The 12876-nt window shown below is 57.1% G+C and carries 11 protein-coding genes and 1 riboswitch; of the genes, 2 read left to right on the forward strand and 9 right to left on the reverse strand.

Translation table 11 applies throughout. The annotated features are described in order from the left end of the window. Window positions 1-99: 99 nt before the first annotated feature. The 7 genes from cytX to HMPREF0908_RS07495 all read right to left on the reverse strand — a co-directional run bounded on the left by cytX (window position 100) and on the right by HMPREF0908_RS07495 (window position 6659). Window positions 100-1287, reverse strand: a complete 1188-nt coding sequence (gene cytX / locus HMPREF0908_RS07465) for a putative hydroxymethylpyrimidine transporter CytX (protein ID WP_006690873.1) — start codon at window positions 1285-1287, stop codon at window positions 100-102. A 3-nt stretch (window positions 1288-1290) separates the two neighbouring features. Then, complete coding sequence (gene thiD, locus HMPREF0908_RS07470; protein WP_006690874.1) at window positions 1291-2094, reverse strand: bifunctional hydroxymethylpyrimidine kinase/phosphomethylpyrimidine kinase; 804 nt, start codon at window positions 2092-2094, stop codon at window positions 1291-1293. 14 nt (window positions 2095-2108) lie between these two features. Then, entirely contained in the window at window positions 2109-2759 is a 651-nt protein-coding gene (gene thiE / locus HMPREF0908_RS07475; protein WP_040572617.1) for a thiamine phosphate synthase, read from the reverse strand. A gap of 69 nt (window positions 2760-2828) precedes the next feature. Continuing rightward, window positions 2829-3650: a hydroxyethylthiazole kinase gene (gene thiM / locus HMPREF0908_RS07480; RefSeq protein WP_040572618.1), complete on the reverse strand. Its 822-nt coding sequence runs from the start codon at window positions 3648-3650 to the stop codon at window positions 2829-2831. Window positions 3651-3779: 129 nt separating this feature from the next. Continuing rightward, window positions 3780-3878: riboswitch (TPP riboswitch) on the reverse strand. Window positions 3879-3923: 45 nt separating this feature from the next. After that, window positions 3924-4484 carry a dTDP-4-dehydrorhamnose 3,5-epimerase gene (gene rfbC, locus HMPREF0908_RS07485; RefSeq protein ID WP_006690877.1) on the reverse strand — a complete coding sequence of 187 codons (561 nt, stop codon included), beginning with the start codon at window positions 4482-4484 and terminating at the stop codon, window positions 3924-3926. Window positions 4485-4492: 8 nt separating this feature from the next. Continuing rightward, the gene (gene rfbA, locus HMPREF0908_RS07490; RefSeq protein ID WP_006690878.1) at window positions 4493-5368 is read right to left on the reverse strand and encodes a glucose-1-phosphate thymidylyltransferase RfbA; all 876 of its coding nucleotides are present in this window, start codon (window positions 5366-5368) and stop codon (window positions 4493-4495) included. A gap of 124 nt (window positions 5369-5492) precedes the next feature. After that, window positions 5493-6659, reverse strand: coding sequence for a DUF819 family protein (locus HMPREF0908_RS07495; protein ID WP_006690879.1), 1167 nt, complete (start codon window positions 6657-6659; stop codon window positions 5493-5495). A gap of 147 nt (window positions 6660-6806) precedes the next feature. On the opposite strand from HMPREF0908_RS07495, the gene HMPREF0908_RS07500 reads away from it, so the two are divergent. Together HMPREF0908_RS07500 and HMPREF0908_RS07505 are read left to right on the forward strand one after the other, a co-directional pair. Beyond that, window positions 6807-7895, forward strand: coding sequence for a dipeptide epimerase (locus tag HMPREF0908_RS07500; RefSeq protein ID WP_006690880.1), 1089 nt, complete (start codon window positions 6807-6809; stop codon window positions 7893-7895). Window positions 7896-7904: 9 nt separating this feature from the next. Then, a complete protein-coding gene (locus HMPREF0908_RS07505; RefSeq protein ID WP_006690881.1) occupies window positions 7905-8465 on the forward strand; it encodes a hypothetical protein in 561 nt (186 codons plus the stop codon). Window positions 8466-8670: 205 nt separating this feature from the next. Here HMPREF0908_RS07505 and HMPREF0908_RS07510 read toward each other — a convergent pair whose 3' ends face one another. After that, the gene (locus tag HMPREF0908_RS07510; RefSeq protein WP_040572619.1) at window positions 8671-10452 is read right to left on the reverse strand and encodes a bifunctional homocysteine S-methyltransferase/methylenetetrahydrofolate reductase; all 1782 of its coding nucleotides are present in this window, start codon (window positions 10450-10452) and stop codon (window positions 8671-8673) included. A 27-nt stretch (window positions 10453-10479) separates the two neighbouring features. Continuing rightward, a partial coding sequence (locus HMPREF0908_RS07515; RefSeq protein WP_006690883.1) for a homocysteine S-methyltransferase family protein occupies window positions 10480-12876 on the reverse strand: 2397 nt, incomplete at its 5' end.

The following is a 12876-nucleotide window of genomic DNA, read 5'->3' on the forward strand; positions in this document are numbered from 1 at the left end:
GCCCGCCGCCCGCATCGGCGCGACTGTCATAATATAACACGTCCCCTTTCGTTCGTCAACCCCTCTTTTGCAGTTTTTTCTGTTTGGCAAAAAAGATGTCTACGCTTTTACACACTTATTCAGCCCAACGGTAAGTCCGAACGTGAGGAGGACAGTCGGCAGTGTGTAGCCCAAAGGCAGATCGACACCCATAAGCACCCGATAGAGAAGGAATCCCACCATCCACGCGAACATGTTTCGCCAATCACACGCCTTGTTCTGGGCATCCGTTTTCAGTACAAAGAATGCTCCGAGCAGAACGGCAACCATGGGGGCAAAGACGGATCCAATCAGATACAAAAGCCCGGTAATGTCATCCATGGGAAAGAGAATTGCCGCCACGGTTCCAATTGTCGCCGCAAATACGGCCATCTTCTTCCCTTTTTCCTCGCCGCCTTTTCCCACTGCTGTCCGCACGGCTTCCAAAGAAATCCCGGCGGAAAAGGCGTCCAAGAATGCCGTTGTGACCGTGGAAAACACAATAATAAGAAGCCCTGCCGTGCCAAGCCCTGCGCGAACCATGATCTGTGCGATGTCACCGGTTCCCGCCAAAATTGCCGCGCCCATGCCAATCAAAAACATCCAGCTGCTGACGAGACCGTATACAAGCGTGCTGACAAAAGCCGCCTTTGCCGGCTCTTCGGCGCCCCTTGTGTAATCGCCAACCACAGGCAGCCACGAAAGCGGCATGGAAACCGATAGTTCCAGCGCTGCTCCAAAGGAAATTATCTCGGACGAGAAAGGTGCCGTGCCGGTATCCTCCATAATAACAATGCACATGATTACCGTCAGGATGAAGAGTGCCGTCATCGTGATGGTGTTCATCCTGCCTAATTGCGTGACCCCCACCACAATCCACAGCACAATGAGTGCGCCTATCACCATGCACCAGACCCAGTTTCCTATCGGCCAGATGCCCGCGGCGGACAAGGCTCCGTCATAAATCATAATGCCTGTCCAGCCCACAAGCTGCAATACGTTCAGTATTGCAAAAAACGCGCCGCCATAGCGGCCGTAAGCCATCTTCACCGCTTCCATGGCGCTTTTTCCACTTCTGGCACTGACAAGACCGGCCAGAAAAAACAGAACACCGCCAATCAGATGTCCCAACACAATGGCCATGATGCCTGTTTCCCACCCAAGTGGCGCCAGATACGTCCCCGTCAAAATTTCCGCAATGGATACGCCCGCGCCGAACCAGATCAGACCATGTCCAAACAATTTGTTCTTTTTGGCTTTCTCATTCATCCTTTACATCCCCTCTGCAAACCTGCCTTGCAGGTCAAATGCATGATTCATGGGACCGGAGCCCCTTCCGAGGTCAAGCATGGCTGCCAGGGCTCCGGAAACATATTCCTTTGCCCTGCACACGGATTCATGCAGATCAAAGCCTTTGGCGAGGTTCGCGGCAATCGCGCTGGATAGTGTGCAGCCCGTACCGTGCGTATTGTGTGTGTCGATTCTTCTTCCCCGGAACCACGCAGCCGTCCCTCGCTCATAGAGAAGGTCATTGGCATCATTGTGGCAGTGCCCGCCTTTTAGGAGGACACTGCAGCCAAATGTCTCCGCGATGGATGCGGCAGCCGCACGCATATCCGCTTCCGTCCGAATCGTCAGTCCGCTGAGAACTTCGGCCTCCGGTATGTTCGGCGTAATCACCTCGGCAAGCGGAATCAAAAGCTGCGTCAATATCTCCACCGCCTTCTCCTCCATCAGTCTTGCTCCGCTGGTAGCAGCCATGACCGGATCCAGCACGATGTGCTCCGCCTCATAGTGGGTTAGGCGATCTGCGATGACGCGGATCAGCGACCCATCCGATACCATGCCGATTTTCACCGCATTCGGCCGAATATCCGAAAAAACGGCATCCATCTCCTGCCCCAGGAACTCCGGGGAAACAGTCAAAATGCTGCTCACACCGCACGTGTTCTGAGCTGTAAGCGCTGTCACCGCACTCATGCCAAACACACCGTTCATTGTCATTGTTTTGAGGTCGGCCTGAATGCCGGCTCCCCCGCTGGAATCACTCCCGGCGATGGTCAGTACTGGTTTCATCCCGTTTTTCCTCCCTATCTTCCCTTTGCTTCCTTTACCTTGCACAGCAGGCGCTGCGCTGCAATCCGAATGTCTTTCTTGGCAAAAATCGCTGAGATAACGGCAATTCCCGCAATACCGCTGCCGGCAAGCTGCATGACGTTTTCATCGTTGATGCCGCCGATTGCGACAACGGGAACGGCTGCCGCAGAGCATATTTCTTTCAGCGTCTCATAACGAACGATCTCTGCATCTTCCTTGGAGTCGGTAGGAAATACAGCCCCCACCCCCAAGTAATCGGCACCGCACGCTGCGGCAATCCTTGCCTCCTTTACCGTCTGTACCGAAACGCCGAGAATCTTGTCCTTCCCTATGCGTCGTCTGGCTGTACCTGCCTCCATATCGCTCTGTCCCACGTGGACGCCATCGGCGCCGATTGCCATGGCCAGCTCCACATCATCATCAATAACGAAGGGAACACGATAACGCCGGCAAAGCGTAAGGAGCTCCCGTGCTTCTTTCAGCAAGGAAGCGCGCGGCATTGTCCCTGCGCTTTTCTCACGCAGCTGAAGGAATGTCACACCTCCTTGCAGCGCACTTTCTGCCGCATCATACAGACGTTTCCCATGCAGCCAGCGACGGTCTGTCACCGCGTACAGAAGAAGATCGTCTTTCCTCACAGCCATTTCACTCATCTTCCTTCCTGCCGTCCCTGCCCGTTTCGCATTGAGCCTTCATCTGCGCCCGCTGCCGTATCATCGGATTTCGATCCTTTCTCCTCGATTCAGACGCTCCGCTGTCATATGATAGAGCGCATCGATGATCCGATTCCGATACGTGGCGTTTCCATCACCTTCTGTCATATACCCCATCGCAATCTCGCCGGCGAGTCCCATCGCAGCAGCAGCGGCGGCCGCAGCCGCTAAGGCATGACCGGGATTTGCCGCCAAAAAGGCAGTCATCACGCCGGAGAGCTGACAGCCCGTTCCCGTAATGGTGCTCATTTCCTTGCGCCCATTGCGGATGACATAGCAAGCATCTGCGTCAGCGACCAAATCAATGGCACCGGTAATGGCGATAACGCTCCCGCAAGATTTGGCACACGTCTTTGCAAATACGATCATATCCGCCAGATTCGCCTCAGTGACCGCATCCGCTGCATCTGCGTCCACCCCCTTTGTCGTCGTACTGCCAAGACATAGTGCCTTGATCTCCGATATGTTGCCGCGAATGGCCGTAAAGTGCAGTTTCTCTATAAGAGCAGCCGCCGTCTCAGTGCGCAGTTTAGATGCGCCCGCGCCTACCGGATCCAAAAGCAGTGCATGCCCCAACTCCATGGCACGCTTTCCGGCCAGATGCATCGACCGAATGGACTGTTGGTGGAGTGTGCCGATATTGATGTTCAGCCCGTCACAAATTTGTGTGATATCGGCGGCTTCCTCCGGCTCATCCGACATGATGGGGCTTGCACCAACCGCCAGAACGGCATTCGCCACATCATTTGCGGTCACATAGTTGGTGATGTTATGCACGAGCGGTGCATTCTCTCTTACATTGTCCAAATAGCTTTCCAGCATGACTGCTTCCTCCTGCTGCATCATTTTCCCAACCCGTTCCGTCCGAATCACACACAAGCCGCCTCATGCAGCTTGCCTGCACAAAAAGAGCGCCACCCAAAATGAAATGGATGACGCTCGAATGCGCTTAAAAGTAAAGGCCTATTTCCCTACGTTGGCATTATCCAAATCAGGTTACGGGTCAGGATCGAATCCACTCTCAGCCTTTCGGCTCCCCTTGTGTTTTTATTATAGTTCTTCTCCTATGAGGTGTCAACCTAGGAAATCATTGTTCTATGCCTCATAGACGAAATTCAATTCACTGCGCTCCGCGAGGAGCGGCGCGGCAGCGTCCTTCTCCGAAAGGACGGTCGGTGCGAGCGGCCATGCAATACCGATCGTGGGATCGTCCCATCGAATGTTGCCGTCACAGTCCGATGCATAGAGATTATCTGCCTTATACTGCACCTCCACATCGTCGGTCAGCGTGATAAATCCATGGGCAAAGCCGCGCGGGATGAAGAGCTGCCGATAGTTCTCCGCAGAGAGTTCTGCTCCTACCCACTGCGCATAGGTCGGCGAATTGCGGCGGATGTCAACGGCAACGTCGAAGATCGCACCGCGCGAGGCGCGCAGGAGTTTCGCTTGTGCCATGGGGTTCAGCTGATAGTGCAGGCCGCGCAGCGTCCCCTTCTGTGCCGAAAAGGAGTGATTGTCCTGTACGAATGCGGCGTGAATCCCCGCATCCTCCATTTTTTTTTCCGACCAGCTCTCCATAAACCAGCCGCGTGCGTCGCCAAACACCTGCGGCTCTATGATCATAACCCCGGGCAGTGCTGTTTCAATGACGTTCATGCTATCCCCTACATTTCATCCACAATGCGTTTCAGATACACGCCGTATTCGTTCTTTGCCAGCGGCTCTGCAAGGCGGAGCACCTGCTCGGCATCGATATAGCCCATGCGGTAGGCGATCTCCTCGATGCAGGCGATCTTCAGTCCCTGCCGCGCCTGGATGGTCTGGACAAAGGCCGCTGCCGACAGGAGAGACTCATGCGTGCCCGTATCCAGCCATGCATAACCGCGCCGCAGCCGCTCCACACGGAGTTTCTTTGCCGTAAGATAGGCGATGTTCACATCGGTGATCTCGAGTTCCCCGCGTGCCGACGGGCGTACTGCGCGCGCAATGTCGACGATGTCATGGTCATAGAAGTAAAGTCCTGTCACAGCGTAGTTGGACTTCGGCTGCTTTGGTTTTTCCTCAAGTGAGAGTGCGCTGCCGTCCGCATCAAAGGAGACGACGCCGTACCGCTCGGGATCGGACACGTAGTAGGCAAACACGGTCGCCCCCGTGTCGTGCTGTACCACCTGCTGCAGCACCTGCGCAAAATCCGAGCCGTAGAAGATATTGTCCCCCAGCACGAGCGCACATCCCTCGCCGCCGATAAAGTCTGCACCGATGAGAAATGCCTGTGCCAGTCCGTCAGGACTCGGCTGTACAGCGTACGAGATGGCAATACCGAGCTGACTTCCGTCACCGAGGAGGCTCTGATAGAGCTCACTGTCGCTCGGTGTCGTGATGATGAGGATGTCCCGTATGCCTGCAAGCATGAGCGTGCTCAGCGGATAGTAGATCATCGGCTTGTCATAGATCGGCATGAGTTGCTTCGATACGACCTTCGTCAGCGGATAGAGACGCGTCCCCGAGCCGCCCGCCAGGATAATTCCCTTTCTGATCATTCCGTCACCTCTTCAAAAAGATTCATGATGCTCTAATTCGACAATGCAGGCAGATTTCCTTCATAAAAAATAAGGCACGCAGAAAGCGAATCCTTCTGCATGCCTTTGATCAATGATACGAGATTTACCCCGCAAACATTTCCATAATATGCGCAACGAGAATGCCGAACGGTGTACCAATCACGTAGCCCATCAGCGCCATGAGGATGCCGACGGGAACGAGCGAGCCGGAGTAGGTGCCGGCAAGCACAGGCGCGGATGCCGTCCCGCCGATATTGGCGAGTGAAGCCACGCACGCCGTGAACATATCGAGGTGGAAAAGCCGCGCGAGGAAGAACATGAGCACAAAATGAACGCCGAGGATGATGAACCCGGTCAAAATCCAGTACGGCGCGTCGCCCAGTTCCAGCAGAGAGGCGCGCGATGCGAGGAGGGCAATCACGGAGTAGAGGAGAACATTCGAGATCTCTGCTGAGCCCGCCACACGTCCAAGCGGCGAAACAGCGCCGATCAGACCAAGCACTGTGATAAATAGGATCGTCCACGTCGCCTTGTCAAAGAACGGTACGGCTGCATTGAGCGTCTTTCCGACGTTCGCACCGAGTGCCGAGACAACGAGAGCGACGCCGAGCAGGAGGATGATGCTCTGGAATGTGATCTTCCCCGTGTTCAGTTTGGCGTCTTCCTCAAGGCTGCGCGAGACAGCATCGAGCTGTGTCGTATCTGCCTTGTTCCACGCGTTGAATCGTGCGGCGAGCGTAATGAGCCAGAGCAGGAACATAACCCAGATGGAGTAGTCGATAGAGTCCACCACGAGGGCATAGCCCATATCCGCCTCTGACACGCCGAGCGCCGCCTGTACGGCGACCATATTGCCCGAGCCGCCAAGCCATGAGCCGCAGAGCGCGCCGAGTGCCATCCACGAGTCGACGCCGATCAGCCCCTTCATCACCAGATAGGCGACAATAAAACCGATCATGATTGTGAATGACGCGGAGAAGAAGCCAAGCAGCATCCGTGGGCCAAGCTTCAGCACCTTGCGGATATCGCAGCGCAGCAGCATGGTAAAGACCATCGCGTACGTCAGCGAGTTCTTCAGTGCGCCGTAGGCGGGCTTGGTCGCCGCCATATCCCATGTGCCGAAGGTGCAGAGCAGCATGGAAATGAGGTAGACAAGAACGACAGCGGGAAGATAGCGGAACAGTGCCCAGCCGGTCCCCTTCTCAAGCGTTACCAGCCCGCCTGCGAGGAGGATGAGCACGGCAACATAGGTAAATCCATCCGTAATCATGACAATACACTCCTTCGATCATAAACGACAATTCCTTGAAGAATTATGATTTCGATTATATAATAAATCCATAAAGAGATACAATGGACTTCTTTCCTATAGCACTCTCTTTTATGAAAGAATTCTGTATACAGAAGGAGAAATCTCATGAAAATTACGAACGTCGAGCTGGGCATGCTTTCTGTCCCCCTGCGTGTTCCGTTCAAAACGGCACGGCGCCGCGTGGACAGCGTCGAGGATGTCATCGTTCTCATCCGCACCGATACGGGCGCAACGGGCTATGGCGAGGCACCGCCGACGGGCGTCGTGACGGGAGACACGACGGGCGGCATCATCGACGCGATCCGCACGCACCTTGCCCCGATGCTGATCGGACGGGACGTAAACGAGTTCGAGGATCTCATCCGTAATGTGCAGACCGCGCTCATCCACAACACCTCGGCAAAGGCCGCTGTCGACATGGCACTCTACGATCTCTACGGGCAGCTCTGGAACATCCCCGTACACAAACTGCTCGGCGGAGCAAGGGACGGCATCGTGACCGACATCACGATCAGTGTCAATGCACCCGAGGAGATGGCACGCGACGCACGCGATGCCATCCGCCGCGGCTACGACACGCTCAAGATCAAGGTGGGAATTGATCCCTCGCTCGATGTCGCCCGACTCGTCGCCGTCCGCGACGCGGTCGGCAAGGACGTGCGCATCCGCATTGACGCCAATCAGGCATGGCGTCCGCGCGAAGCAGTACGCATCCTCGCCCAGATGGCCGAGAAAGGGCTCGATATTGAGCTGGTGGAGCAGCCCGTCGCCGCCGCCGACATTGACGGACTCGCCTACGTCACGCGCGAGAGCGACGTCCCCGTCCTCGCCGACGAGGCCGTCTTCTCCCCCTCCGATGCGCTGCGCATCATGCAGCTCCACGCCGCTGACATGGTCAACATCAAACTCATGAAATGCGGCGGGCTTTACCCCGCGCAGCAGATCATCGCTGCTGCAGAGATCTACGGCATGGAGTGTATGCTCGGCTGTATGCTCGAGGCAAAGATCTCCGTCAATGCCGCAGTGGCACTCGCCTGCGCCAAAAAAATCGTCACGCGCATTGACCTCGACGGTCCCGTGCTCTGCCGTGAGGATCCGATCGAGGGCGGTGCACAGTTCAACGAGAAGGACATCACTGCCTCTGCCGCACCGGGGCTTGGCATCAAGGGCGTTGCCGGACTGAAGATGCTGTAAGGAGACCGCATGAGTACATCGATCAATTTCGCCGTCGGTGAGCCATTCCCCCTGCCCATCCGTGCCGAAGCAGACGGCGGCATGTTTCAAGCGGATAAGAACGGCATGATGTTCCTGCTGCAGCTCTCGCGCACGGATGCCATTGCTGTGGAGGCATTTCGCACGGGCGAGATCGAGCTGGCACTCACCGAGATGGACGGCATACTCTTTTTCCTCTATCGTATCGACGGCATCTTCAAGGATGGCTGGGGCGACGCACCGCTTTCCCTCGCCCTCGTCAAAGAGGAACTGATGCCGGACGAGGAGAGCCTCGCCGATCCGACCCTTCATCTCTATCTCGTCGATACGAAGCTCAAGCTGCTCCTCGCACAGAGAACGGCAAGCGTGCCCGAGGAGTTCGCGGACATCATCCGCCAAAATGTACGCGCACAAAAAAGTGCGCTGCTCTCGATGCTTGCCTTCCAAAAGAAAGTCGCTTCCGTATGGGCAAAGCAGTCTCCTGCGGACCTTCGTGCTGCGGCGGCAGCATCGTATACGCTGCCGATGACACTTAGCAGTATCGTTCATTAGGGAAGCGCTGATGGATTTTCTGCTTACACCTCTTAACACATTTTTGCCGTACTCCAGCGGAAAATCCTTGATAAAGCACCACTCCGGATCCGCTTTTCCTCCTTGCCCACGCAAAAGATCTGCGCCCATCTGAGGGACTGTTTGATCCGTGGTTCCTAGAAAAAATCTCCCCTTTGCCGCAAACGATACGGCAAAGGGGAGATTTTCACTGTCTCTTCATCATCGCTGCAGCGATGCGGGCGACAAGTGCCGTCCGTGAAAATGGTGTGATGATGTAGTATCCGTCAATATATGGCTTAATATCACGGGCAATGCCAAGGGAGAGTTCGACGGCCAACTCCTCCGCCGCCTCTCGATCAAGCCCATGATAGGCATTGATGATGCGCTCCTCGACATGGATGCCCGTGATCTCGCTTTCCATGAAGCGCGCATTGCGTTCGCTGACAACAGGCATGATGCCGCCAAGGATAAGCGCCCCCGGCAGGGTATCGCGTGCCGTGCGCAGGTTCTCCTTTGCCTGCGCACTCAGAACGGGCTGTGTGAAAAAGCCCGTCATACCCGCCTCCATTTTCTTTTTTGCAAGCCCGAGCTGCGACGGGAAATGCTTCGCATTCACGTTGAGTGCACCAAACACATGGAATGGGATGACATCGCCGCGCTCTCCAAGGCTCTTGATGAATGCGGACAGCTTGCGTGAGTTGAACTGATAGACACTCTTCACCTCATCACGCTCTGCCGTCGGGATGGGGTCACCCGTAATCGCAATCATGTTGTGGATGCCCTCGGCACTCAGCCCGAGAAGGATGGATTTGATCGCGTTGAGGTTGCGGTCGCGGCAGGTCATGTGCGGGATCGGCTCAATCCCGAGGCTGCGCCGGACGCGCCCCGCGAGCATCGCTGCATCCATGCGCGCGCGCGCGATGGGATTGTCAGCAATCGTGATGGCATGAACGCCCGCCGCCTGAAGTTCCCGTGCACCTGCCATGAATTTATCCGCATTGCCGGTATCCGGCGGATCGAGTTCGACCGCGATGGGAATTTCCCCTGCCTTCAGCGCCTCAAAGAAAGGGCTGCGCGAGGGCGTGAGTTCCGTGCGTTCCTGCCGCACACGTTCCCCCTCCGCCGCAGTTCCGCCTTCAAGTGCCTTACACAGCGCTCGGATGTGCTCCGGTGTCGTGCCGCAGCAGCCGCCGGCAATCGAGACACCCTCGCGCACGATGGCGGCAAGGCCTTTCCCAAAGTAGTCCGGCGCACTCTCATAGAAGGTGCGCCCATCGATGACGATCGGATGCCCTGCGTTCGGCATAAGAGAAAGCGGCAGGGGGCATGTGCCGATGAGGTGCACGAGTTCCTTCATTGATTGAACGCCGCTGACGCAGTTAAAGCCGACCGCATCAATATAGCCGCTCTCTGCAGCAGTACGGATCAGTTCCTCTACAAAGAGACCGTCGCGCGTGTAGCCGCCAGAGAGTGCGGCGAATGATGTCAGGACAAACGCATCCGGCACAATCTGCTTGATATGTGCCGCGGTCTCAACCAACCCCTCCATGGAGGAGTTGGTCTCAAAGAGAAAATTCTTCGCTCCGAGCGCAAGAAAAGTGTCGGAAAGAAACCGGTATTCCTCGGCAATGTCTGCAGGCGGCAGCCCCGCAACGGGGCCAATGTCAGCGAATACATATGCACCAAACGACTCTGCGGCACGTGCGGCAAGTTCCCAGCCGGTTCGCAGGATCCCCTGCACGAGCGCCTCCTCGCCCTGATAGACGATGCGGTTTGCCGCAAATGTATTTGTCTTGATTGCCTGCGCACCTGCACGCAGGTATTCCGTATGGATCCCCTCCACAACAATCGGCGTTTCAATGTTGGCAAGCTCCACGCCTTTGCCGCGCGTATGCGTCTTTTGGGCGTAATAGGTCCCCATGCCGCCGTCAAAGATGAGCGGCTCTTTCTTTATATGTCCCCGTATATCCACGCGTTCCTGCGCCATATCCATAAGCCTCCCTGCCGTCTTTCACTATCCCAATACGCGGCGTGCGATCTCGACAATGCTGCGCGCATCGCCCGCATAGTAGTCCGCGCCGATCTCCTTCGCATAGTCCTCGGTCAGCACAGCGCCGCCGACAACGGTCTCACAGGAAAGCCCTGCCTCATGCAGAGCTTCGATGGTCTTTTTCATCGCCGTGACCGTCGTCGTCATCAGTGCCGACAGGCCGATCAGTCCGACCTTCTTTTCGATGGCGACCTCCACAACACGCTGGACGGGCACATCACGGCCAAGATCGATGATCTGGTAGCCATAGTTCTCGAGGACGACCTTCACAATGTTCTTGCCGATGTCGTGGATGTCCCCCTCCACCGTCGCAAGGATGATCTTGCCCTTTGAGACTCCCTGTCCCTCCTCGGCAAGACGCACCTTGATGAGTTCAAGTCCCGCCGTCGCCGCATTCGCCGCATTGATGAGCTGGGGGAGGAAGATGATTTCTTTTTCGTAGCGGTCGCCCACGATATCAAGCGCAGGGATGACCTTCTCCTGAATGATGTCCATCGGTGCCATCTCCGTAAGGAGTTTCCGCGTGATGCGCTCCGCATCGTCACTGAGCCCGCGAATGATGGCATCCATCAGCGGATCGACAACGTCCGTACGCTCCGCAGAGGCAGTCTGCACCGCCCCTGCTGCCTCCTCGCCCGTAATGCCAAGCTCTTTGCGGCGGCGCATCTCCGCTTGCTCGGGGGCAAAGCGCTCGATGTAGGCGGCACAATCCGCATCCTCCCCCGACACAGCACGGAAGGATACAACTGCATCCATCACTCCCTTGGTGTTCGGATTGATGATCGGGAAATCCAGCCCGACGTGCATCGCCTGTATGAGGAAGTTTTCCGTCATGTGCCCGCGTGCGGGCAGGCCGAAGGAAATATTGCTGACACCGAGCGCACAGTGCAGTCCGAGACGCTCGTGCACCTCGCGCACGGCACGCAGCGTCTCCATCGCCTGTGCCTGCTGCGCCGATACAGTGAGCGTCAGGCAGTCGATGATGATGTCCTCGCGCTCCAGTCCGTACTTCTCCGCCTCCGCCACAATACGCTCGGCGACGGCGACGCGCTGCGCCGCCGTCTCGGGCAGCCCTTTCTCGTCCATCGCAAGTCCGAGTACTGCCGCCCCGTAATGCTTTGCGAGCGGGAAGACGGCATCCATACGTTCACGTTCACCGCTGACAGAGTTGATGATGACGCGTCCGTTCGTGACGCGCAGAGCCGCCTCGATTACCTTCGGGTTCGCCGAGTCGATCTGCAGGGGAAGGTCGACAACGCTCTGCACCGCCTTGACAACGTACGGGATAATCTTCTCCTCGTCCACGCCCTGTGCGCCGACATTGATGTCAAGCACCTGCGCGCCCGCTTCCTGCTGGGAAATCGCGAGTTTCTTGATATAGCCGTAGTCCTCCTCGAGGAGCGCCTGTTGGAGGCGCTTCTTGCCCGTCGGATTGATGCGCTCGCCGATAACATTGAGCTTGCCGTATTCCGCGACACGCCCCGGCGATGCTATGCCCTTGCGTTTTGTTCGTACAGGACGATCTGCCGCCCCCGCTGCGACTGCCGCTGTAAGCGCGCGGATAAAATCGGGGGTTGTGCCGCAGCAGCCCCCCATGATAAGAGCACCGCGCTGCGCAAACACCGTCATCTCACGCCCGAAGTCCTCTGCCGTCATCTCGTACGCACCCGTGCGCGGATCGGGGAGGCCCGCGTTCGGCTTGACAATGATCGGCAGATCCGTCCACTCCATCAGCTCGTCCACGATCGGCACAAGCTCCACAGGTCCGAGCGAGCAGTTGACACCAAGCGCCGCGACACCAAGGGCATCGAGCGTAACCGCGACAGACGGGACGGCTGCGCCGAGGAAGGTGCGCCCATTCTGCTCGAATGTCATCGTCACCCAGATCGGCAACTTGGTATGTTCCTTCGCTGCGAGCACCGCTGCCTTGACCTCGTAGAGGTCGGTCAGCGTCTCAAAGATGACGAGATCCGCCCCGGCCTCCTCGCCCGCGGCCACCATCTCACGAAAGAGCTCGTATGCAGCCTCAAACGAGAGCGTTCCAAGCGGCTCGACCAGTTCCCCGATCGGACCGATATCGAGTGCAACACGCACTCCCTGCGTGCCGGAGTTCTCGGCTGCGCGGCGCGCCGTGCGGACGTTCTCCCCAATGACCTCGGCGACCGTCTTGCCCGTTCCCTCGAGCTTATGCGCATTCGCACCGAAGGTGTTGCTGTAGATGACACGGCTGCCCGCTGCGATGTAATTCCGATGAATCTCTTCGATCACATCAGGATGCGTGAGTCCAAAAAGCTCGGGACGTTCCCCCGGCGCAAGTCCACGCGCCTGCAGCTGGGTGCCCATGCCTCCGTCCAAAATGAT

Origin of the sequence: Centipeda flueggei ATCC 43531 (assembly GCF_000160695.1) — a bacterium.
Lineage (GTDB): Bacteria > Bacillota > Negativicutes > Selenomonadales > Selenomonadaceae > Centipeda > Centipeda flueggei.

Excerpts from the sequence above, each read along its gene's own strand:
- cytX (WP_006690873.1), bottom strand. The coding sequence starts at position 1,287 with ATGAATGAGAAAGCCAAAAAGAACAAATTGTTTGGACATGGTCTGATC.
- thiD (WP_006690874.1), bottom strand. The coding sequence starts at position 2,094 with ATGAAACCAGTACTGACCATCGCCGGGAGTGATTCCAGCGGGGGAGCC.
- thiE (WP_040572617.1), bottom strand. The coding sequence starts at position 2,759 with ATGGCTGTGAGGAAAGACGATCTTCTTCTGTACGCGGTGACAGACCGT.
- thiM (WP_040572618.1), bottom strand. The coding sequence starts at position 3,650 with ATGCTGGAAAGCTATTTGGACAATGTAAGAGAGAATGCACCGCTCGTG.
- rfbC (WP_006690877.1), bottom strand. The coding sequence starts at position 4,484 with ATGAACGTCATTGAAACAGCACTGCCCGGGGTTATGATCATAGAGCCG.
- rfbA (WP_006690878.1), bottom strand. The coding sequence starts at position 5,368 with ATGATCAGAAAGGGAATTATCCTGGCGGGCGGCTCGGGGACGCGTCTC.
- HMPREF0908_RS07495 (WP_006690879.1), bottom strand. The coding sequence starts at position 6,659 with ATGATTACGGATGGATTTACCTATGTTGCCGTGCTCATCCTCCTCGCA.
- HMPREF0908_RS07500 (WP_006690880.1), top strand. The coding sequence starts at position 6,807 with ATGAAAATTACGAACGTCGAGCTGGGCATGCTTTCTGTCCCCCTGCGT.
- HMPREF0908_RS07505 (WP_006690881.1), top strand. The coding sequence starts at position 7,905 with ATGAGTACATCGATCAATTTCGCCGTCGGTGAGCCATTCCCCCTGCCC.
- HMPREF0908_RS07510 (WP_040572619.1), bottom strand. The coding sequence starts at position 10,452 with ATGGCGCAGGAACGCGTGGATATACGGGGACATATAAAGAAAGAGCCG.